This is a genomic window from Planktotalea sp. (assembly GCF_965659345.1).
Taxonomy (GTDB): domain Bacteria; phylum Pseudomonadota; class Alphaproteobacteria; order Rhodobacterales; family Rhodobacteraceae; genus Planktotalea.
In genome coordinates, this window is the sequence record NZ_CBFHVK010000003.1 from 105,211 (window position 1) to 127,465 (window position 22,255).

Below are 22,255 nucleotides of genomic sequence, written 5' to 3' on the forward strand. Positions count from 1 at the left end.
GCTCGGGTCAACCGACTTTGCGCATTCCCATGACCCGCGCGCGCGCACGTGGGTCACTATCAAAGAGCGCGGCGAGCTGTTCAGTCATCGCGCCTGCAAGCTGTTCAACGTCGGTGATGGTCACCGCACGCTCATAATAACGCGTTACATCATGGCCAATACCGATGGCGAGCAATTCGACCGCGCGCTTTTTTTCCACCATTGCGATGACATCGCGCAGGTGTTTTTCCAAGTAGTTAGCGGGGTTTACCGACAATGTGCTGTCATCAACTGGTGCGCCATCAGAGATCACCATCAGGATTTTACGCGCCTCAGGGCGACCTGCCATGCGGCGGTGCGCCCATTCAAGCGCTTCTCCGTCGATGTTTTCTTTCAGCAATCCTTCTTTCATCATCAAGCCCAAGTTGGGGCGGGAGCGGCGCCAAGGGCTGTCAGCGCTTTTGTAGATGATGTGACGCAAGTCATTCAGGCGGCCGGGTTGTTGTTCGCGCCCTGCATTGAGCCACGCTTCACGAGATTGCCCACCCTTCCAAGCGCGTGTTGTAAAGCCGAGGATTTCAACTTTCACATTGCAGCGCTCAAGCGTGCGCGCGAGAACATCTGCGCAAATCGCAGCGATAGAAATCGGGCGGCCGCGCATGGAGCCAGAGTTGTCCAAGAGCAGCGTCACAATGGTATCGCGGAATTCTGTGTCTTTCTCGACCTTAAAGCTTAGCGGCGTTGTTGGATTGGCAACGACGCGCGCAAGGCGGCCCGCATCAAGCGTGCCTTCCTCAAGATCGAACTCCCAAGAGCGGTTTTGCTGCGCTTGCAGACGGCGTTGAAGTTTATTGGCGAGGCGCGAAACAGCGCCCTTCAGCGGCTCAAGCTGCTGATCAAGGTAAGCGCGCAGGCGCTCTAGCTCGATTGGTTCGGCGAGGTCCTCGGCGCGCACTTCTTCGTCATATTGCGTATCGTAGACTTGATAATTCGGGTCCGCGTCTGAAATTGGCTGCGGTTGAGGCGGCTCCAGCGGGGCTTCACCTTCTGGCATTTCTGCCTCATCGCCCATCTCTTGTTCGGACACATCATCCATAGAAACTTGGGCTTGGGATGCGTCTTGTTGCTCTTCTTGCGATTGCTCGGCAGAGGCGTCATCTGCCTCTTCGCCCTCATCGTCTTGGCCTGTGCTATCGGGTTCGTTCTCGTCCTCGCCGCTTTCTTCCGCATCGTCTTGAGCGTCTTCGTCTATATCGTCAGGGTCATCCCCAAGCTGATCGCCGTAGCCCAGCTCCTGGATCAGTTGACGGGACAGCTTTGCAAAGGCTGCTTGATCATCCAGTAACGCGTCAATATCGTTGAGCGTGTCAGCTGCGTTTTGCTCTATGAACCCTTTCCATAGGTTCATCACATTCGCTGCACCTTCCGGCAGGTCGCGACCTGTGGCGAGATGACGGACGAGATAGCCCGCCGCAGTTGCAAGAGGGGCATCCGCCGCCTCCTTAATTTGATCGTAGCCTTTGCGCAGGGCTTCATTGCCAATTTTGGCGTCGATGTTGCCAGCAGTGCCCGGCATATCGCGCGCGCCCATTGCTTCGCAGCGTGCAGTTTCCATGGCTTCGTAAAGCTCGCGCGCCACTTCCCCTTGCGGGACATAGCGCGAATGCGTGCTGCCATCGTGGAACTTACGGTGCATTGCCAGCGCGTCAGCGGTGCCGCGCGCGATCAGGACTTCTTCGCGAGTCATGCGACGGCTGACTTGCGGCAAGCGCATCGTGTCGCCGGACACGCCGGAAGGATCGACAGTGTAGGTCACGGACAAGTCGGGATCATTCGCCATGACTTTGGTTGCTTCAGCCAAGGCTTTCTTGAAAGGATCCGCTGGATTGTCGTTGTTCGTTGCCATGTTCACCGTCTTCTCTGGGAGTAAACGGCCCCAAGATAGGGGCCGATTTTTCTAGAAAAATCGCGAGTTACGCAATCGTGAGGCTTGCAGCACTTTCTGGGAGTTCTTCGTCAAAGCAACGCTGGTAGAATTCAGCCACTGTCTGGCGCTCTAGTTCGTCACATTTGTTGAGGAAGGACAGGCGGAACGCGTAGCCGACGTTGCGGAAGATTTCCGCGTTTTGCGCCCATGCAATCACTGTGCGCGGTGACATAACCGTCGACAGATCACCGTTCATGAAGGCGGTGCGCGTCAGATCGGCGACTTTCACCATCTGTTTTACTGTCTTGCGACCTGCTTCGTTGTTGTAATGCGCATTCTTGGACAGAACGATTTGGCTCTCGGCATCGACACTCAGATAGTTGAGCGTCGCAACGAGTGACCAACGGTCCATCTGGCCTTGGTTGATCTGCTGTGTACCGTGATAAAGACCTGTCGTGTCGCCCAAACCGACTGTGTTCGCCGTCGCGAAGATGCGGAAATAAGGGTGCGGGTTGATCACTTGGTTCTGATCGAGCAGCGTCAATTTGCCGTCCACTTCAAGAACACGTTGGATCACGAACATCACGTCTGCGCGGCCCGCGTCGTATTCATCGAACACAATCGCTGTCGGGTTGCGCAGTGCCCACGGCAGGATACCCTCTTGGAAATCAGTGACTTGCTTGCCGTCTTTGAGTTTGATCGCGTCTTTACCGATCAAGTCGATACGGGAGATATGGCTATCAAGGTTTACACGTACGGCAGGCCAGTTCAGTCGTGATGCGACTTGTTCGATGTGGGTGGATTTACCCGTTCCGTGATAACCTTGAACCATCACGCGGCGGTTGTGCGAAAACCCTGCGAGGATGGCCATCGTTGTGTCAGGGTCGAACTTATAGGTGCTATCGAGTTCTGGGACGCGATCAGTGCGATCTGCAAACCCTTTGACGACCATATCTGTATCCAGGCCAAAGACCTCGCGGACGGAGATGTCCTCGGTCGGTTTCGTGTCGATATCCAGCATCCCGTCAGCCATCTGTTTTGTCCTTCGTGTTATGCGCTTTGCGCACCCGCATCATCTACGTTGAGTGGTGCAACATATCGCGAGTAAGGACAAGGGGAAGGGCTGGGGAAAAACAAACCTTGCAAAATGACGTTCGGGCTTTTTTCGCTTTCGATAAACCAAAGCCTGTCGAAGTCAGATGCGCGCGAGTTTTTGACATAACCTACATCGTGCGAAAGACTGCGATAACCTTGCAAAGGCGGAGCCCTGAGACGAATGGACGACAAATACAACGCAGACCCTATTGTTAGTGACGATAGCGACTTTGCGCGTGAATACGTCCTTGGGGTGCTTGAGGGCGAAGCGTTAAAGGCGTTTCAGGACAAGCTGAGCAGCAGCGAAGCGCTACGCGTTGAGGTCGCACGGTGGCAAGAACACTTTACGGCACTTGGCATGAACATTGATGACGTTTCGCCAGATGCGACTGTTTTGGGGCATCTCAAGCGCGAGCTTTGGAGTGAGAATAAACTACCGTGGAACCGGCGCATTCGCATATGGGAGTACGCGCTGGGTGGGATTGCCGCGGCAGCCATGGCCTTCGTAGTCTTTCGTTTTAGCGATGGGCAAGTGCCTGTAACAGCTGTCATGCAAGCAGAAATTATGAGCGCCGCGCAAGACCCCAAATTTCGTTTCGCACTGCGCAGCGACACAGGTCTGTTGCAGATTGAACGCTTCGTTGAGCCAGCAAAAGACGGGAAGGTTTTTGTCGTTTGGGGCTATGAGCGCGCAGATGCCCCTTTTTTGATTGGGCGCTTGGCTGAAGAATCGGTCAGTGTTCTTCGTGTCAGCGAAAGCGTTGTAAAAGGGCTTGGCGCTGGCCAGAACATTGCGGTTTCTAAGGAACACAAAGCGGCTGCGCCCTACACGACACCCAGCACGCCATTGTTTGGCTCGGCACAGTTCAGGGGCGTTCAAACAGAGTGATGGACAGTGTAACGCTTCTCACGCTCTTGTGCGCCACGTCGGCTTGTAAAGCCATGCCGGGGTGCGCACCTTGGTGCAAAGGAGAGTTATTATGCAAAGACGTCATTTTTTATCCCTCGGTGCGGCGACAGGTTTGGCTGGTATGAGCGTGTTCGGTGCTTTTGGAACGCGCGCAAGTTCTGCTGCGGCCGGCACGTTCGAAGTGACGCGTAGCAAAGCAGAGTGGAAGGCGATGTTGACGCCTTTGCAGTACAAAGTGATGCGCGAAGAAGGGACCGAACGGGCAGGGTCTTCACCGCTTGATAAGAATTATGCGGCTGGAACCTATCATTGTCGCGGCTGTGATCTGGCGCTTTACCCGTCCGAGACGAAATACGACAGCACAACGGGTTGGCCAAGTTTTTACCAATCCCTGCCAAATGCCATCGGGACGAAGGAGGATCGCAAGCTGTTTGCGGTACGGACCGAAGTACATTGTCGTCGTTGCGGCTCACACCTTGGGCATGTGTTCAATGATGGACCAGCGCCGACAGGCAAGCGTCATTGCTTGAATGGTGTGTCTCTGGTTTTCAAAGCAGCATAAGTACCTTGAAAGACACTCGACGCTTCTATTCAGGCGTCGGGTATAAATCACGGATGGCATCGAGATCTGCTTCATAGTCTCCAAGGGCGGCTTGTCCCTTGGGGCTAAGCCAATAGATGCCTTTTTCGACTCTTTCGAACCAACCATAGTGATTGTGCGCCATCAGGTTTCGCGCGCTCGGCACACCGGTGATTTTGGCAATTTCGGAAGCTTTTGTTGGCCCATGCCCTTCTAGAAACCCCAAACATTTCAGAGCATCTTGACGATACGCTGTGATCAAGCCCTGCCGCGTTGAGCCCCCTGTGTTCGGATCGCCGACAAGGCGTTGAAATTCGCGCAGGTGCTTTGCAGTTTTCTTTTTCGATTTGCGCGGCACGTAGGGTGTTGGGTCTACGTGGGCCTCAACGAAGTTGTCGGACGCGCGCACTGTCAACAGGCCAATCCCGAGTCGGCGACACAGGGTTTGATTGCGCTTCAAAGATTTCAAACCTGCTTTTCCTTTGGGGCGGGGCACACAGATATAAACCGTGTCGCAGATCGACAAACGCTCAACCCCTTGATGGAAGAGCGAGAGGGAAAACCCTGTCTTGAGCTCGACAATAACAGGCGGTTCATCGCCGCGCATGGCCATCACATCAAGCTTGCCGACTTCGCCTTTAACCTCATACCCCTGTGCTTCCAAAAAGGATTTCACAGGGGGATAGAGATCGGTTTCGCGCATGATTTACTTGAAATTGCGGCTGTCTTTGATCTGATCCCACGCCCAGACAACTTCTTGAAGCTGTTCTTCTTGGCTGCGATCGCCGCCGTTCATGTCTGGGTGGAGCACTTTGATCAAGGCTTTGTAAGACTTGCGAATTTCCGCCTTCGTCCAGAAGTCTTTGGCCTCCAGAATATCCATCGCACGCTTTTCGGTCGGTGGTAAGCGGCGGCCTGCAGCATTGCCTTTGCCTGGATTGCGAGTGGCGTTGCCGCCCAAGACCTGATGTGGATCCTCAATGCCAAGGCGGGCCCATGCGGCCGCTTCGGGGTCTTTGACAGGTTTTGTCTCGCGCTCCCACACTTTGTCTTTGGATTGCTGTGCGTTCAGCTCGGCCTCTGTGGTGCCGTTAAAGAAGTTCCACTTGAGGTTATACTCACGCACGTGATCTTTGCAGAACCAGATGAAATCATCCAAAACATCAGGGGCGCGGGGGGCGCGAAATTTACCCGGAAGCTCGCAGCCATCTTTGGTGCACACACGCTGAGATGTCTCGGATTCGCCCGACATCCCTCTACGACCACGCGGATTTTTCTTCTTTGCAGACGATACAGACATATCGAAACCAAAGGGATCGCTTTTCTTTTGCATTGCTCACCTCGTCATATCAGGGTCATAACAATAGAGGATTTGGCAGAGGTTAGAAGGGGAGTTTCGTAAAAATGTCCAAGGCAGATGAAATTCGTGCGAAACTTGAGGCGGCTCTGGCCCCGACAACGCTTGATGTGGTGGATGACAGTGAAAGCCATCGCGGTCATGGCGGGTATCAAGAGGGCGGTGAGAGCCATTATAACCTGCGCATTCGCAGTGAGGCATTCGCAGGGAAAAGCCGTATTGCGCGGCACCGCTTGGTGCACAGCGCGCTTGGGCCTGAGTTGATTGGCCGCATCCATGCTTTGGCGCTGGATCTGGATGTGCCCTAAAGGGCGCAGGTTTTTTTAAGATAGGGGCGCTGCCCCCGTTTGATTAAAAATCAAACGCCCCCGGGATACTTTAAAGAAAGAGGAAGGGTGTGTGGGTTAAGGGCGTTCATTCTCTGAGTGTGTGTCTTCATGATCCGCCGTGTCGGCTTCTTCTAGCTGCTCCGCTTCGGTTTCAGAAACATCTTCGACATCTTCGGATGGGTCTGGCGGATCAAGCAGCTTGGGTTCAAACGCTTCGACATAGGTTTCGACAGCACGGCGGAATACCAAAACATTGCGAAACACAGTGGTTTTGGATGTCAGGCCTGAGCGTTCTTCAGATGGAAGGGTATCCGCACGTTGATATTCCCAGCCTGAAGCGGCCATATCGTTCATCACCTGCTCTAGCGCATTGGCAAACCGGCCGTCTGCGCCTTTGACGCCTTTGCCTTTCAAGCCGCGCGCGGGGGCGGGGATCACTTTATACTCGTAACGGATCATGTGTTTGCCCTTTGGCTACTTTCTTTCGCGAGTCTAACAAGGCCTGATCCCCTTCGAAAGGCTCACTTACTTGCGCTTGATTTCGATGGCGCGACCAGCGCGCGCCGGTCGGGGAAGGTGGCGATGTTGCTCGAATACCGCTGATATCTTGTTGTGCGTTTCAGGCGGCATTGGCGCGACCTTTGGACCTGCGAGTTCCACGTGCAAACCGAGCCCTTCGCCTGTCGCAGAGAGCCAGCCGTCTTCGTGATACAGCTCTTGAAAGAAATGAAAGCGTTTTTCATCAAAATCAATGAGTTGCGAGGTGACGTAGACCTGGTTGCCCTCATGCACTTCGCGCACATAACACACGTGAAATTCAGCAGAGAAGGTCGAAAAGCCGGTGCTTTGGATGTAGTTCAAGTCAATGCCAAAGGTTGCGAAAAACTCATCAGCCGCATTGTCGAACAGCACGTTGTAATAGGCCATATTGAGATGGCCGTTGTGATCAATCCATTCAGGCTTGACTGTAAGCAGGGAGGAGCGATGCGGTGCGCTCATTTATTCGGCCAGCTTCTTTGCGATGATTTGATTGACCGCTTTGGGGTTGGCTTTGCCGCCTGTCGCTTTCATCACTTGGCCCACGAACCAGCCAGCGAGTTTGGGGTTCTCTTTTGCTTTGGCAACTTGAGCGGGATTTTCTGCGATGATTTGATCGACTGCGGCTTCGATTGCACCAGTGTCTGTGACCTGTTTCATGCCGCGTGCTTCGACGACGTCTGCGGGATCGCCGCCTTCTGTATAGACAATCTCAAAGAGGTCCTTGGCGATCTTACCAGAAATTGTGTCAGCCTTGATCAGGTCAATAATACCGCCCAGTTGTGCAGGGCTGAGTGGGCTTGCGGTGATGTCTTTTTCATCCGCCTTGAGCCGGCCAAAGAGTTCATTGATCACCCAGTTTGCGGCGAGTTTCCCATCGCGTCCTTCTGCAACGGATTCAAAGAAGCCTGCGCTATCCACATCAGCCGTAAGGACGGATGCATCATATTCGCTCAGCCCGAAGCCTTTGACAAAACGCGCTTTCTTCTCGTCGGGAAGCTCCGGCAAGGTCTTTGCGATATCATCTACCCATGCTTGCTCGATCTCTAGCGGAAGCAGGTCTGGATCAGGGAAGTAGCGGTAATCATGGGCTTCTTCTTTGGAGCGCATCGAGCGTGTTTCGCCCTTGTCTGGATCATAAAGACGTGTTTCTTGATCTACCTTACCGCCCGCTTCGATAATTGCGATCTGACGCTTTGCTTCGACGTCGATGGCTTGCTGAATGAAACGCATGGAGTTCATATTTTTGATCTCGCAGCGCGTGCCAAGGTGACCGAAATCGCCGGTTTCGATGAACTTTTCATACTGACCCGGCAAGCAGACAGACACGTTAACATCCGCGCGCATGCTGCCGCTTTGCATGTTCCCGTCACAGGTGCCAAGATAACGTAGGATTTGACGCAGTTTGACAACAAATGCTGCGGCTTCTTCTGGTCCGCGAATGTCGGGGCGTGATACGATTTCCATAAGCGCGACGCCGGTACGATTAACGTCAACGAAAGACATGTTGGGGTCCATGTCGTGGATCGATTTACCTGCATCCTGTTCTAGGTGGATGCGTTCGATCCGAACACGGCGCGCGATGCCGGGTTCCATATCAACAATGACCTCACCCTCACCAACGATCGGATGATAGAGCTGGCTGATTTGATAGCCTTGAGGCAGGTCTGGGTAGAAGTAATTTTTGCGGTCAAACGCCGAAAAAAGATTGATCTCGGCTTTTAAACCAAGACCTGTGCGCACTGCCTGCTCGACGCAGAACTCATTGATAACTGGAAGCATTCCTGGCATCGCAGCATCAACGAAGGCGACGTTTGAATTAGGCTCAGCACCGAACTGCGTGGAAGCTCCTGAAAAGAGTTTAGACTTGGAAGACACCTGCGCGTGAACCTCCATGCCGATGACCAGCTCCCAGTCGTGTTTCGCGCCTGCGATGGTTTTTATTTTTGGGCTGTCAAAGGTCAGATCGAGCATGTTGTGTATCCACGAAATCAAGAGGTTGTTTGCGTTTTATGCGAGAGGCGCAAAGGGGGCAAGGGGCAGCGAAATGTGGCTGGTTGCGTTAGAAATAATGAACGTTGTTTAAATTTTGATCCTTTAAGTGGCCGTTAAAGCTTTTTGACTAAAAGCAGACTGCGAGAAGGGGGAAAGTAAATATGTTGAGTTCTGCAACTGTTTGGTTTGATCTGATAGGGTCATTGTCACTTATTTTTTTATTATCAATGACATACGGCCATATTCAGCGGCTTTTCCTTAGTCAGTATTACGCAGGACTTTTGATGGGGCTCGCGTTTGGTGGGGTTGCTTGGGTGCAAATGAACATGCCGTTAGAGCCTATGGAAGGCTTGATCCTTGATCTTAGAAACGTCCCGCTCGCGCTTTGCGCGGCCTTTCTTGGTTGGCGCGCATCCTTGATTTGTTTTCTTCTCGCTGCCGGAACGCGACTTCAGATTGGGGGGATTGGTATGCCGCCGGCAATATTGGCAATGCTTATTGTATGGTGTGTTGCTGCCTGCTGGGCAAAAGTGACGCGTTCCTACACAGATCGAAAATTGCACCATGTATTCATTCTGTCCATTTTGGTGTCTGCGCATTTGAACGCTGCATGGATTTTACCCGAAGATGTGCGTAATTGGTTTTTGACGAATGCCTCTATTCCCTTTGTCATTCTGAACGCGCTGTCCATAACACTTGGCGGTTATTTGCTCAACTCGGAGCAAAAACGTATCGCGAAAGAGGGGCGGATTGCGGCGTCCATTATGTATGATCCAGATCATGGGGCGTGGACGAAACCAGCGTTTGAGCGTGAAGTAAAACTGCGTGTCAATGCTGGAACGATGGAAACCCCTGCTGGACTTTTGATTGTACGCATCCGTCATTCAAATTTTCTATATTCGATGGTTCCAAACTTTTGGCATGACAAGATTCTTGGTCTTTTGCACATGCGTTTGAAGGACGCTTATCAGGGCGCTGACTTGGCGTTTTCGATTGGAGAATCTTCTTTAGCGATACCGCTCAGTTCGGATCAATATCTTCATAAGGATGAATTTGAACAGACTGTTAAGAGGTTGATTGAAAGTGATAAGTTTCAGTTCTCCGCTGATATGAAAAAGCTCATCATTGTCGATGTTCAAGCGATTGAATGGGCTGTGGATCAAACGCTCGATGAGGTGATCGAACGTGCGAAAATTGGTGTTTTGAAGAACAGGAACGTTCATCAAAGTGCGACGATCACAGGTGAAGCCCATGTAGGGCTTACAAAAAACAAGAACCGTGAGAAAGTTCGCCCAAGTAAAGATATGCCGCGCACAAACAATGAGGCGTTGTTTGGAAAAGCCTCATTCTTGATGAACCTAAATCGTGTGAGTTAGTCTTATAAATCTATGCGCGTTGGACGTACAAACCTTGCGGCGTGAAGATCAGTGCATTGCCTTTAAGCATCTGATCACCAAAGAAATTCACAAACACTTGGTTCGCTTTTTCTTGCCCTTGCTTGAAAAGCGCGTCGATGGAAGCAATTCGCGCTTGATTGTCAAAACCTTCCATCGCATGCCCCCAGATAAGTGGATGCAGCTCGTGCAAATGGTCACTCAAGATCCATTGAGCGGCGGTATGGATACTCTCTAACGCGGCTGAGGCTGCCAGATCGTCAGTGCAACGTTGTGCAGCTTTGGGGATTGAAACGGCTGCAAAGGATGCGAACAGGTTTGCGTTATGCTGATCCTCGGAGCGTTCCAAGATGTCACGTAAGCCTTCAAGAAAGAACGGCACATCCAAGATCGCTGCTGATTTGGGATCTACCAGCAGGGCATCAAAAAATGCCCAAGTATAGGCACCAACCCCCCAAACATCTTGGGTACGGGCGGCTGTGCGGCGAGCTTCAAGTTCGAGTGTCGCATAGCTGCCAAACCACTGAGGCAACATATGATGTCCCAAAGCACGCATGTGTCTTTGCTGACTTGGAGCAAGGTCAATCAGATCCTCATAATCATCTGCGGCGCGATCAGCCGCGTCTGGAGAACCGACCAGCAAGGCACAACGTGCAGACGTTACGAGTGGACTATCTAATTCGATGCCACAAAACGCATCGAGCACTTGAGCTGCACGTTTGCAATGCAAATCAAACGCTTCCAGATTGCGCGCGGGGGTGTCTTGAAGTGCAGTTGTACCGCGCCAAGCATAGGCGATATCCAAATGTGCCATCGCAACGATTGTCGCAATCACATGGTTGTTCGGATATTCGCCTAAAATGTCTTCAAGCGCAGAGATTGCGTCTTTCAAAGGGCGATTTTCTTCTGGTGTTCCATCAATTAAAAGATGCTCGGCCAACGCAACTACATCAGAACGCGCGCCTTGGCATAGCAGTTCCGCAATCGGCATGCCGCCACCGGACGCACGTCGTGCGTTGTCTTCTTTAGTAACGATCGTGGTCAAATCATCCCAACGTTCTTGGCGTGCCAAGAACTGTCCTTGGTTAAAATGATAGCTGCGCATCTGCTCTTCACGGGGTTCTTTTGAGACTGGAATCACTAACAGTTTGTCCAGATCAGGGGCTTGCATATGTTCTTTTGCTGTATCGGTCCGTTCCGGTAGAGACTTTCGCGCAGAAACGCGGGTTCCTGGAAGGCGGGCCTTAAGGTTTTTGAGCAGGGACATATTGAGCAGCCTTTGGTATTCGATTGATGCATTGAGTATGCTTTTGAACCCGCATTCGGGCGCAAACGTGGCACGCAACTGGCAAGAACAAACTGTTTCCAATTCAAAGATGGACAGATTGCGGCAGCTTGTGGCTTGCGTTTTTGAGCGAAACACTGCGACACTCAATTTATGAAGACATCAAAATATCAGATATTTTTGGCAGTTTTGCTTAATATTTCGCCGATAGCCGCAAATGCGAATGACGCGGTTACGCGGCCTATATTGCGACCCATTTCAAACGAAAGTATTAACACCAGCCAGCCTGTGACGCTTGCGCCGACAGAAAGTATGCGCCCGAACCGCAGAGATGGGGATGTCGTTCCGCGTGCGCGCTGGGATCACAGGCCTGCAGGCCGGATTTGGACGCGCGCAGCGATTTCTGCGTTGAAATCGCATGGAAAGCCGATATTGCAGACGGTTCCGCGTGACATTGCGGATTGGTGTCCTGCTTATCCCGATGCGTCACCGGATCAACGCGCTGCATTTTGGGCTGGCTTCATGTCGGCACTTGCCAAGCATGAAAGCACATATCGTCAAGCCGCAGTTGGTGGAAACGGGCGATGGTATGGTCTTTTGCAAATTCTGCCGGCCACAGCGCGCGGGTATAAATGTGCGGCACCTAGCCGAGAGGGGCTCAAACATGGGCCCTCAAACCTGAGCTGCGCTGTGCGTATTTTAACTGTTGTTATGCCGCGCGATAAGGTCATGGCGCATAAAGATAAACGCTGGCGCGGGGTCGCGGCAGATTGGGGGCCGATGCGGATTAGCTCAAAGCGCAAAGATATTTCGGCTTGGACGCGTTCGCAAAACTACTGTCGCAAACTTAATTCCGTGCGCCCGCGCGCGCGTCCCTAAGACAAAAGCGTAAAATGATGCCGTTCGTACAGGATTTGATGATCTTTGAGCGCAGCTTCAATTTGCGCAGCAGGTGGTACACATTCATAGGGTAGGCGGATTTTGTCGCCTTGGTAGGTCAACAGCGTCATCCTGATGGTAAGATCGAGCCGTGTATCAAGGCGCACAGACTTCAACTGGCCACGCGGCAACTTCGCGCTGCGCCGACCCGAGCGCCATGACACGTCGGCGTCCGTGATGTCCAACCCTGATGTTGCGCCTTTTCCGATGTCGATCAACGCTGGAAGGCTAACAAGTGCGAGGCCCAAAATGATTAAGGGTGCAGCGTCTAAAAACAAATAGAGCTGCCATAGGACAATCCACCAAAGTGTAACAAAGGCAACCGCGCGCGCGCTGCGCGCGGAGCGTTTGAAGGAATAGTTGCTCACGCCGCGCGAATGCGAGACAGCATTTCAGCCGTGTCGCGGCTAAGATTGGGCTGCGCGAGAATGCGATCCACTTCTGCCAAGATCATCTCTTGGCGCTTTGGATCGTAGCGTTTCCACGTCTGAAATGCTGCGCACATGCGCGCTGTTGTTTGTGGATTGATTGGATCAAGTGTGATGAGCCAATCTGCCAAAAGCGTGTAACCGCGCCCGGAGATATGATGAAACCCTGCATGGTGTGCCGCGAGCGCGCCAAGAGTGGCGCGGAACCGATTTGGGTTTTTGTGATCAAAATCAGGATGCTGCGTTAGTTTTTCAGCAATGTATGCTGCATCTTCTGGAACAGCGGCGCCGACTTGCAGCCCAAACCATTTGTCCATCACAAGTCGATCATGCTTCCACTGCGCGTAAAACTGATCGAGCTCTGTATCGCCAACTTTCTGTCGCAGTAATATTGCGAGCGCAGAGATCTGAAGCGTCATGTTGTCGGCGCTTGCGAATTGGTCTTTCGCTGCTTTTCCGCCATCCAACCGTGAGCCAAGTCCCAAAGTGGCGATGGCGAGTTCGCGTTTTCCTGCGGGTTCTGCGTCGGGCGAATAGGGTCCTTCAACCTGACACTGCGCATAGATCCGCGGCAAGGTATCTTGCATATGCTGGGCCATTGCGAGGTTCAGCGTCTGCACTGCTTCGTAGATTGCTTGCGGATCTGGCACGACACCTTTGTCGGCAAGGGTTTGAGCCAGCTCTGATTGACTAGGCAAGCCAAGCATCAGCGCGCGCGTGGCAGGATCTAGCGCATCATCGCGCAAGACCGCGAGCATACCGTCAAGGTAGCGGGTATCAGGCGATGCGCCGTCTTCGATCATGTTGAGAAGGGTGGATTTTGCTAACTCGCGCCCCGCTTCCCAGCGATTGAAGGGGTCGGTGTCATGGGCTAACAAGAACGCACGCTCATCATCATCTGTGTAGCGCTTCAAGATCACAGGCGCTGAAAATCCGCGCAGAATGGATGGCACGGGTTTGCTCGCCAATCCTTCCCATTTGAAGCTTTGTTGGCGTTTGGTCATTTCAAGAATTTGTGTTGGCAGCACTTCCGCACCGCTTTCATCCAAAAGACCAACCGCAATCGGGATCACGCGTGGTTTTTTTTGTGGCTGGCCTGGTGTCGGCGGTGTTTCTTGGCGGAACGTCAGTTTGTAGCGACCGTTTTTGAAGCTTTCCTTGACCGAAAGTTGTGGCGTGCCCGCAGATGTGTACCAACGTTTGAAACGTTTCAGATTGCGGCCTGTGACGTCCTCGAAGACTTGTAACCAATCTTCAATTGTTGCGGCATCGCCATCATGACGTTCGAAATACAAATCAAGCGCTTTGGCATATGCGTCATCCCCAACAAGGGTTTTAAGCATGCCAATAACTTCGGCACCTTTTTCATAAACGGTAGCTGTGTAGAAATTGTTGATCTCGACGAAGCGATCAGGACGTACCGGATGGGCAAGGGGGCCGCCATCCTCTGCAAATTGACGGCCACGTAGATCGATCACATCGCTGATGCGCTTCACTGACGCGGAGCGCATATCGGAGGTAAACTGACTGTCGCGGTAAACGGTCAGCCCTTCTTTCAAGCAAAGTTGAAACCAATCGCGACACGTGATGCGATTGCCTGTCCAGTTGTGAAAATACTCATGTGCAATGATCGCTTCTATACGCTCAAAATTGGCATCTGTTGAGGTTTCGGGAGAGGCGAGCACGCAAGACGAATTAAAGACATTCAGACCTTTGTTCTCCATTGCACCCATGTTGAAATCATCAACCGCGACGATGTTGAAGATGTCGAGATCGTATTCGCGCCCGTAGACCTTTTCGTCCCAAACCATTGATTTCTTGAGCGCTTCCATCCCGAAGGCACATTTGTCTTCATCCCCTTTGCGCACATAGATGTTCAATTCCACATCTTTGCCCGACATGGTGGTAAAACGGTCCGGATGGGCGATCAGATCGCCTGCAACCAGCGCAAAAAGGTATGCAGGCTTGGGCCAAGGGTCATGCCATTCTGCAAAATGCTCACCGGATGTCGCTGGATTGCCGTTTGACAACAGCACCGGATGTGGCCCCTCTACGCGTACAGTGAAGGTGCTCATGACGTCTGGGCGATCAGGATAGTATGTGATTTTACGAAAGCCTTCCGCCTCACATTGTGTGCAATACATGCCGCCGGACATGTACAGCCCTTCGAGGGCTGTGTTGGTTTCGGGGCTGATCTCAACCTCGCATTCAAAGGTAAACGCGCCCTCTGGCACGTCAGTGCTTAGCCCTTCAGGGGTAATCGCCGGTTTGATCTGAGCGCCATTGATTTTCGCCCACTTCAGATCAAGTTGTTCGCCATGAAGGAAGAAGGTCTTGTTGTCTGCGCCGGGGTTTGGCGCAAAGCGGATTCGAGAAATGACGCGTGTCGCCCGAGGGGCAAGCTTGAAAGTGAGATGCACATCCTGAACGATGTAGCCGAAAGGCGTGTAATCTTTGAGGAAAATCGTTTGTGGTGCGGCGTCACGCATAGGAAGCTCCTGTTGTTTAGGCGCACGCTAACGGAGAGCACGCGCAATGAAAAGAAGGACAATGCAATGCCGAAGGGTGTGAAGAAAGAGAACCTGCCAAGCAAGATTTGTGCGTGTTGTGGGCTGCCATTTACATGGCGCAAAAAATGGGCGCGCGATTGGGAAAATGTGCGCTTTTGTTCAGAAAAATGTAGGCGTACCAAATAGAAACGGCGGTCTTTGGCGCGTCTTGGATCATCCTTTGCTCTTGGGTTACTTGCCTCACCTCTTCATTCGCCTTATTTGCTCGAAAGCAACGTATTCAACGGCATACACTTTCGGGAGAACGACATGACGCAACGGATCGAAAAGCATGGTCTTCAAGTAGACAAAATCCTTGTCGATTTCATCGAAGGAGAGGCGCTGAATGGGATTGATGTCGATGCTGAACAATTTTGGGCTGGACTGTCTGATCTGGCGCATACCTTCGGGCCAAAGAACCGTGCGCTTTTGGCAGAGCGTGAAGAGATCCAGAGCAAGATCGATGCGTGGCACAAGGATCATAAAGCGGGTGGCGACACGCGCGACGGATACTTCGAATTCCTGCGCGAGATTGGCTATTTACTGCCCGAGGGGGACAGTTTTCAAATTGAAACCCAAAATGTTGACCCAGAGATTGCGACAGTGCCCGGCCCTCAACTTGTTGTGCCCGTCACCAATGCGCGCTTTGCGTTGAACGCGGCGAATGCGCGCTGGGGCAGCCTTTATGACGGGTTTTATGGCACCGATGCGATGGGTAGCCTGCCACCCAAGGGGCCCTACGACAAAGGCCGGGGGGCACGTGTTGTTGCGCGCGCACGCGTATTTCTGGATGATGTATTTCCGATCAATGGGACCTCGCATGCAGATGCACGGCGCTACCATGTTCAAGACGGCGCGCTTTTAGTTGATGATCTTCCACTGGCAGATCCAGAAAAGTTCGTTGGATATCAAGGGCATCCAAAGGCACCTGATGCCGTGATTTTGCGCAACAACGGGTTGCACGTAGAGCTGGTTTTTGATCGCACCCATGTGATCGGCAGCCGTGATCAGGCGGGTTTGGCTGATGTTGTGATGGAAAGCGCGCTATCGGCGATCATGGATTGTGAGGACAGTGTCGCCTGTGTGGATGCCGAAGATAAGGTTGTAGCCTATTCAAATTGGCTTGGGCTGATGCGCGGTGATCTAGAAGAGACATTTGAAAAAGGCGGCACGCAAGTGACACGTCGCTTGAACGCAGACCGTAGCTACACAGCCCCCGATGGATTTGAGCTGACACTCAAGGGGCGCGCACTTTTGTGGGTGCGCAATGTTGGGCACTTGATGACCAATCCTGCGGTTCTGGATCGTGACGGTGCTGAGATCTTCGAGGGTTTGATGGATGCGCTTTGCACCGTTGCATTGGCGATGCATGATCTGAAGCGTGACAGCGGTAACTCTGTGCATGGCTCCGTTTATGTTGTGAAACCCAAGATGCACGGCCCTGCAGAGGTGGCATTTAGCGATGAGATTTTTGCGAAGGTGGAGGACATTCTTGGCCTGCCACGCAACACTGTGAAAATCGGTATCATGGATGAGGAGCGTCGCACATCGGCGAACCTCAAAGAGTGTATTCGCGCCGCAAAAGCGCGTGTAGCCTTTATCAACACAGGTTTTCTTGATCGCACGGGCGACGAAATCCACACCTCTATGGAAGCGGGGCCGTTCAGCCGAAAAGACTTTATCAAGCGTAAGGCGTGGATCGGCGCTTATGAGAACCTGAACGTAGATATCGGGCTTGAGTGTGGCTTGCAGGGTAAAGCGCAGATCGGCAAAGGGATGTGGGCGATGCCGGATATGATGGCATCGATGCTGGAGCAAAAGATTGAACACCCGAAAGCTGGTGCAAATTGTGCGTGGGTTCCAAGCCCAACCGCCGCAACGTTGCATGCGATGCACTATCATATGATCGACGTTCTAAAGGCGCAGGATCGTATTAAAGCCAATGGTCGCCGTGCGAATGTACAAACGCTTTTGGAGATCCCTTTGGCGAAATATGCGCGGTGGAATGCTGAGCAAATTCAGCGCGAGGTTGAGAATAACGCACAGGGTATCCTTGGCTACGTTGTGCGCTGGATCGATCAAGGTGTTGGTTGCTCAAAAGTACCTGATATCAACGATATAGGCTTGATGGAGGATCGCGCGACCTGTCGAATTTCCAGCCAGGCTTTGGCCAATTGGTTGCATCATGGGGTCGTTACAGAGGACCAAGTGCGCGCGGCGATGGAAAAGATGGCTGAAGTTGTTGATCGCCAAAATGAGGGTGATAACCTGTATCGCAAAATGGCACCGGGGTTCGACACGATTGCCTATCAGGCGGCGTGTGATCTTGTCTTTAAAGGGCGTGAGCAACCATCTGGCTATACCGAACCAGTGCTGCATGCGCGTCGTTTGGAACTTAAGGCAAGCGTCGCTTAAAGAGGGGCGCTGCCCCGTCTCAGCTGGCTGAAACTCCCCGGGATATTTATGGAGAAAGGAAGCGTTTAGGGTTTGAGCCTGACCTTGAGTGCTTTCATCCCGCGAAATCCGTAGCGTTGGCTGTAGGCAGGCGGCGCGTTTTTGGGGGTGCGTTCAAGGTTTGGATAGCGCGCGAATAAGCGTTCGAGCGCGATTTGTGCTTCGGCACGGGCGAGGTGCATGCCAAGGCAAACATGTGGACCAAAACCAAAACCGATATGCGCGTTCGGGCGGCGGGCGGTATCGGTGTTGTGAGCGTTTTCAAAGCGGTCAGGGTCATGATTGGCTGCGATGAGCTGGGCGATAACCTTGTCCCCTTTGGCAAGTGTTTGGCCAAAACGTTCGTGTGTTTCGCGCACAAATAGGGGTTTCGTCATCATAACGGGGCTGAAAAACCGCATAAATTCTTCGATCGCGCGCGACGTTGGATCGCTAAACTCTGCGCCTTGTGTGATCGCGTAAACAGCGTCAGAGATGAGATGCAGCGTGGTTTCATGGCCTGCAATAAAGAGGACGAAAGCGAGCGAGAGAATTTCATCATCGCTCAAGTCATTGCTTGGGTCATGGATCAACGTGCTAAGCAATCCATCCCGCGCTGTGCCTTTGATCGTTTTAATTTCCATGCGCAGTAATTTTTGCGTTTTGTAGAGGCCGGGTAGCGCGACCAAAAGCGCCAAGACACCCGTCGGTTTGGAAATAGGAACAATGGCGCGCGCGAGTTTTTCGCGCAACTCAGGCTTAATTCCGAGCAGGGCACTGATGACATCAAGCGGTAAGAGGCGGGCATAGTCCTCAACAATATCAACAGGTTTTGAAGGATCTAGCTGATCAAGGTAGTGATCGGCAATCTGTGTGATGTCAGGACGTAGGGCATCAATCACAACGCGGGAAAAGTGGTGATCCACTGCGGCGTGGATACGTTTGTGCTCATCCGCATCAAGGCTCAGAATATTGCGGGTGAGCGGGTGCATGAAGCGCGGCAAGAACCAGTAATAGCGCGAAATATCCTTGCCACCTGCATTGGCCGGGTTGCGTGCGAACAACGCCTCATCCTTGAGAATTTCGCGTGCTGCTGCATCTGTTGTCGTTGCCCAGCACGCCCCGATGATCGGTATTTTGGTGCGCACAAGCGCTCCTGCGGCACGCATATTCGTGAGCGTTTTCGTCGGGTTGTGCAAGAATTCTGGGTCATTCAATTTGAAGGATGCCATGTTTCAGACCGCTCATTTAAGGACATGCATTGCAAGCCTGAGCATCTCGGCCATATATTGCAACGATAAACCAACACATTGTGAGGATCCCGCATGGCGCGCCCAATCGTCGGCATCATTTCGAATTCCTATTTGTTGAACGATCAATATCCGGTTCACGCGGGTGGCGTGATGAACACAGATGCAATTGCACAGGTCTCTGGCTGTATGCCAATGTTGATCCCTGCCGATCCAGCACATGTCAGCGTTGCGGAGCTAATGGCGACATGTGATGGTTTTCTACTGACGGGCGGGCGTCCAAATGTACACCCAGAGGAATACGGCGAAGATGCGACAGACGCGCACGGCGAATTTGATCGCGCGCGCGATGCGATAGCGTTGCCGCTGGTGCGTGCCTGTGTTGAGGCAGGCCAGCCGTTTTTAGGTATTTGTCGCGGTTTCCAAGAAGTGAATGTTGCGATGGGTGGGTCCCTTTATCCCGAAATCCGCGATTTGCCGGGGCGTATGAACCACCGCATGCCGCCAGATGGCACGCTTGAGGAAAAATTCGAAATTCGCCACAAGGTCAGCCTTAGCAAAGGCAGCGTCTTTCACCGCATTTTTGGCGCTGAAGAAGTGATGACCAACACACTTCATGGGCAAGGTATCAAGCAAGCGGGTCCTCGCATCGTAATTGACGGTGTCGCGGATGATGGCACGCCCGAAGCGATCTATGTCAAAGACGCGCCTGGTTTTACGGCCTCTGTGCAGTGGCATCCCGAATGGAACGCGGATGGTGATCCTGTGTCGCGGCCATTGTTCAATGCCTTTGGTGAGGCGGTTAAAGCATTTGCGGCTGCGCGAAACGCGCAACATCTGCAAAACGCTTAAGCGGCCCTTTGTTGGGTGATGCGCCACGCCTCGGCCATCGCAATTTCTTCCATTAGAAGCGTGGTTTCATGTGCTTTGAGGCATGTGTATGCTGTGCGTCCGTGCGCATAAGGGTCTGTTTTTAAAGCGGGAAAAACCGTGAACAGATCTTCTTTAGCGTCGTTAGACAATGCTTGCATGCCCTCAGGACCCGCATGGAAACTTTCGGTTTCTACACCATTTGCGGTGATCACTTGATGGGTTTCCAACATGATGTGCACGTAGGTCACCATTTTTTGCGCGACACGTTTTATCTTGGATCCAAGCATGTGTTTCGCACTGCAAAAGACTTCATCGTGACCAAACAACAGTTCTGCCGCAAAGTGAGACACGAGCATTTTATGCTGTGGCGAAACCATCAAAGGCGCGGTTTGTCCTTCAAGGGCGCCGTCCTCAAACAAGATAGGGGTTGTGTCAGGGGTGCAGGGCATTGAGCGTGCGCCGACCCATTTCAAGGGTTGTGGCCCGCCGTCGCGTGTCATGACCAGATCGCCCGCTTTGAGCGTTTCGACTGCGCGCGTACCAAAGGGGGTGTCGATCATCGTTCCGGGTGTGAAACAGATAATTTTTTCGATGTTCTCAAACGTGAGCAGGGTGCCGTCTTCAAGGACAAGCGTTCCGCTGAGCCCGCCAAGGGCGTCATTGGTGTTAGAATAGATGATGTCATTGCGATTGCCGAGCGTTCCGAGATTTAGAACATCGCCGGTGGTTTCGTCGCCTTCATCACCTTGCACGAAAATGCCAGCTCCGGCGCCTGGGGTTTCGCCCAAGTCGACAAGTTGGAATATGTCGTCACCATCGCCACCAATTGCAGTGTCACCTTCGCCCACGTTGAAAAAATCATTGCCCTCTTGGCCGTCAAGAAGATCACTGCCGGTTCCGCCTGATATGCTATCGTCACCGCTGCCGGCAAAGATAGTGTCGTTGCCGGTGCCACCATTCATCGTGTCATTGTCAGGTTCGGCATCATAGTTTGACGTGAAATCAAACGTCATATTACCAATACCGAACAGGCCGCTGTTTGTAGCGCTTTCGCCGTTGTCGAAGGTAAAGATCAGTTGAACGAACGGGCCTGCAATATCAATAGTGACAGAATCGTCCGCGCCCGTCGTCTCGACACCGCCGCTTGCGTTGCCATCGGCATCAAGCACATCGCCTGTGACCGTGTGCAGACCATCTAGGTCTGAAAAGGTGACAGTGGTTTGATTGCCGTCTTGATCAAGCGCGACGACGGTCAGTTTATCGTCCCAACTGCCTGTGTTTTGGTCGATGTCATAGATTTCGAAGTTGGCATTTTCGATTAAGCCATCAAAAGTCATCGTTGTGGTGACGGGATCTGTGATGCCTGACACCCAAAGACCGTCCGCCGCTGGCGACCCATTGGATTGTGTGTTTGCAGTTTGGCCCGACGCGTTGGTTGTGGTTACGACGGTAACGTTGAGCGTTTCTGTGGCACCTGACATATCAAAGCTGCCATTTGCATCAACATTTGCCCAATCTAGCGTTGTCGCATCTGCAACGGGTTCCGCGCCGATAAGATCGTCACCTGCATTACCGTCAATGCTATCTGCACCTGCGCCACCTCGGATCGTGTCGGCCCCGCCGTCGCCCGCAATGGTATCGCCGCCGTCATCGCCTTCAATCAGGTCCGCGCCGCCATCGCCGCGAATGTTATCTGCACCATCGCCGCCATATATTGTGTCGTTGTTGCCGTTGCCACGGATTATGTCAGCGCCGTCTTCGCCAAAGATCAAATCATTGCCAGAGCCGCCTAGAATGCTGTCAGCGCCAGCAACGCCGCCGGGTAAAACGCCGTCGGAGTCGCCGTAGATCGTATCGTTGCCTGAGCCACCTTCCAGCGTATCTGCGCCGCCACCGCCGTAGACGAGATCGTCCTCAAGCCCAGCTTCGACACTGTCATTTCCGTCGCCCGCATGGATTGTATCTTCGTTGCCCAAAGGGCCTGTGCCGTCACCGGCGTCAACTTCGTTGCCGTTGAGGTCGACATAGGTTGCATCGATCACATCCGCGCCGCTGGTCCCTGCTACGACAGAACTATTGGAATAGCTTGGGGCAGAGGTCACAAAAGCGGTACCGCTGGTTGTGTACCATGTGTCAGGAATAAAATAGACACTGCCATCCGTGCCTTCGTAGTAAACGCCTGTGTCGTTAATGTTGGAATAGAATAAACCGTTGCCATCCCAGATTCCGGACCAATTCCAACCACCTGCACCGATTGTGCTCGCGATGGTGAAGAAGACTTGGCTCGCATCGATCGTATCATTTACGTCTAGCGAGCTATCACCAAGCGTGACTAAATATCCATTGGGCATGACCGGCGTCCATTCTGATCTAGCAAAGCGGAAACAATGCGTTT

Annotated in this window: 20 protein-coding genes; 8 read left to right on the plus strand and 12 right to left on the minus strand. The window is 52.7% G+C overall.

What is annotated here, in order from left to right; translation table 11 throughout:
* Nucleotides 1-7: 7 nt before the first annotated feature.
* Nucleotides 8-1,885, minus strand: coding sequence for a cobaltochelatase subunit CobT (gene cobT, locus ACTG3Z_RS03075; protein WP_439141173.1), 1,878 nt, complete (start codon nt 1,883-1,885; stop codon nt 8-10).
* A 67-nt stretch (nt 1,886-1,952) separates the two neighbouring features.
* A complete protein-coding gene (cobS, locus tag ACTG3Z_RS03080) occupies nt 1,953-2,939 on the minus strand; it encodes a cobaltochelatase subunit CobS (RefSeq protein ID WP_375267528.1) in 987 nt (328 codons plus the stop codon).
* 243 nt (nt 2,940-3,182) lie between these two features.
* Between cobS and ACTG3Z_RS03085 the strand changes: the two genes are divergently transcribed.
* Nucleotides 3,183-3,890, plus strand: coding sequence for a hypothetical protein (locus tag ACTG3Z_RS03085; RefSeq protein WP_439141175.1), 708 nt, complete (start codon nt 3,183-3,185; stop codon nt 3,888-3,890).
* Between the two features lie 91 nt (nt 3,891-3,981).
* Entirely contained in the window at nt 3,982-4,473 is a 492-nt protein-coding gene (gene msrB, locus ACTG3Z_RS03090) for a peptide-methionine (R)-S-oxide reductase MsrB (RefSeq protein WP_439141176.1), read from the plus strand.
* 25 nt (nt 4,474-4,498) lie between these two features.
* Here msrB and ACTG3Z_RS03095 read toward each other — a convergent pair whose 3' ends face one another.
* Together ACTG3Z_RS03095 and ACTG3Z_RS03100 are read right to left on the minus strand one after the other, a co-directional pair.
* Nucleotides 4,499-5,194 (minus strand): DUF2161 domain-containing phosphodiesterase, encoded by a 696-nt coding sequence (locus ACTG3Z_RS03095; RefSeq protein WP_439141177.1) that lies wholly within the window; start codon nt 5,192-5,194, stop codon nt 4,499-4,501.
* A 3-nt stretch (nt 5,195-5,197) separates the two neighbouring features.
* Nucleotides 5,198-5,824: a J domain-containing protein gene (locus ACTG3Z_RS03100; RefSeq protein ID WP_439141178.1), complete on the minus strand. Its 627-nt coding sequence runs from the start codon at nt 5,822-5,824 to the stop codon at nt 5,198-5,200.
* A gap of 71 nt (nt 5,825-5,895) precedes the next feature.
* Here ACTG3Z_RS03100 and ACTG3Z_RS03105 point away from each other — a divergent pair, with 71 nt between their 5' ends.
* Complete coding sequence (locus tag ACTG3Z_RS03105) at nt 5,896-6,156, plus strand: BolA family protein (RefSeq protein ID WP_375267508.1); 261 nt, start codon at nt 5,896-5,898, stop codon at nt 6,154-6,156.
* 96 nt (nt 6,157-6,252) lie between these two features.
* Here ACTG3Z_RS03105 and ACTG3Z_RS03110 read toward each other — a convergent pair whose 3' ends face one another.
* From ACTG3Z_RS03110 to gatB, 3 genes are all read right to left on the minus strand, one after another.
* Nucleotides 6,253-6,636: a DUF4177 domain-containing protein gene (locus ACTG3Z_RS03110; protein ID WP_439141180.1), complete on the minus strand. Its 384-nt coding sequence runs from the start codon at nt 6,634-6,636 to the stop codon at nt 6,253-6,255.
* Nucleotides 6,637-6,702: 66 nt separating this feature from the next.
* The gene (locus ACTG3Z_RS03115) at nt 6,703-7,176 is read right to left on the minus strand and encodes a thioesterase family protein (RefSeq protein WP_439141182.1); all 474 of its coding nucleotides are present in this window, start codon (nt 7,174-7,176) and stop codon (nt 6,703-6,705) included.
* Entirely contained in the window at nt 7,177-8,688 is a 1,512-nt protein-coding gene (gatB, locus tag ACTG3Z_RS03120; protein WP_439141183.1) for an Asp-tRNA(Asn)/Glu-tRNA(Gln) amidotransferase subunit GatB, read from the minus strand. It lies immediately after the preceding gene.
* Between the two features lie 182 nt (nt 8,689-8,870).
* Here gatB and ACTG3Z_RS03125 point away from each other — a divergent pair, with 182 nt between their 5' ends.
* Entirely contained in the window at nt 8,871-10,085 is a 1,215-nt protein-coding gene (locus ACTG3Z_RS03125; protein WP_439141185.1) for a LytS/YhcK type 5TM receptor domain-containing protein, read from the plus strand.
* Between the two features lie 10 nt (nt 10,086-10,095).
* Here the strand turns inward: ACTG3Z_RS03125 and ACTG3Z_RS03130 are convergent, their stop codons facing one another.
* The gene (locus ACTG3Z_RS03130) at nt 10,096-11,370 is read right to left on the minus strand and encodes a hypothetical protein (protein WP_439141186.1); all 1,275 of its coding nucleotides are present in this window, start codon (nt 11,368-11,370) and stop codon (nt 10,096-10,098) included.
* Between the two features lie 171 nt (nt 11,371-11,541).
* Between ACTG3Z_RS03130 and ACTG3Z_RS03135 the strand changes: the two genes are divergently transcribed.
* A complete protein-coding gene (locus ACTG3Z_RS03135) occupies nt 11,542-12,267 on the plus strand; it encodes a transglycosylase SLT domain-containing protein (RefSeq protein WP_439141187.1) in 726 nt (241 codons plus the stop codon).
* Here the strand turns inward: ACTG3Z_RS03135 and ACTG3Z_RS03140 are convergent.
* Nucleotides 12,264-12,695 carry a hypothetical protein gene (locus tag ACTG3Z_RS03140; protein WP_439141188.1) on the minus strand — a complete coding sequence of 144 codons (432 nt, stop codon included), beginning with the start codon at nt 12,693-12,695 and terminating at the stop codon, nt 12,264-12,266. The genes ACTG3Z_RS03135 and ACTG3Z_RS03140 overlap by 4 nt on opposite strands.
* Entirely contained in the window at nt 12,692-15,244 is a 2,553-nt protein-coding gene (gene pepN / locus ACTG3Z_RS03145; protein WP_439141189.1) for an aminopeptidase N, read from the minus strand. Before pepN ends, ACTG3Z_RS03140 begins: the two co-directional genes overlap by 4 nt.
* A 66-nt stretch (nt 15,245-15,310) precedes the next feature.
* On the opposite strand from pepN, the gene ACTG3Z_RS03150 reads away from it, so the two are divergent.
* Nucleotides 15,311-15,451: a DUF2256 domain-containing protein gene (locus tag ACTG3Z_RS03150; RefSeq protein ID WP_072632469.1), complete on the plus strand. Its 141-nt coding sequence runs from the start codon at nt 15,311-15,313 to the stop codon at nt 15,449-15,451.
* 123 nt (nt 15,452-15,574) lie between these two features.
* Nucleotides 15,575-17,719 carry a malate synthase G gene (locus tag ACTG3Z_RS03155; protein WP_439141191.1) on the plus strand — a complete coding sequence of 715 codons (2,145 nt, stop codon included), beginning with the start codon at nt 15,575-15,577 and terminating at the stop codon, nt 17,717-17,719.
* Between the two features lie 65 nt (nt 17,720-17,784).
* Here ACTG3Z_RS03155 and ACTG3Z_RS03160 read toward each other — a convergent pair whose 3' ends face one another.
* Nucleotides 17,785-18,969, minus strand: a complete 1,185-nt coding sequence (locus tag ACTG3Z_RS03160) for a cytochrome P450 (protein WP_439141192.1) — start codon at nt 18,967-18,969, stop codon at nt 17,785-17,787.
* A gap of 93 nt (nt 18,970-19,062) precedes the next feature.
* On the opposite strand from ACTG3Z_RS03160, the gene ACTG3Z_RS03165 reads away from it, so the two are divergent.
* Nucleotides 19,063-19,839: a gamma-glutamyl-gamma-aminobutyrate hydrolase family protein gene (locus tag ACTG3Z_RS03165; RefSeq protein WP_439141193.1), complete on the plus strand. Its 777-nt coding sequence runs from the start codon at nt 19,063-19,065 to the stop codon at nt 19,837-19,839.
* Here ACTG3Z_RS03165 and ACTG3Z_RS03170 read toward each other — a convergent pair.
* Nucleotides 19,836-22,211 (minus strand): Hint domain-containing protein, encoded by a 2,376-nt coding sequence (locus ACTG3Z_RS03170; protein WP_439141194.1) that lies wholly within the window; start codon nt 22,209-22,211, stop codon nt 19,836-19,838. The two genes, ACTG3Z_RS03165 and ACTG3Z_RS03170, sit on opposite strands and share 4 nt — an antisense overlap.
* Nucleotides 22,212-22,255: the final 44 nt, after the last annotated feature.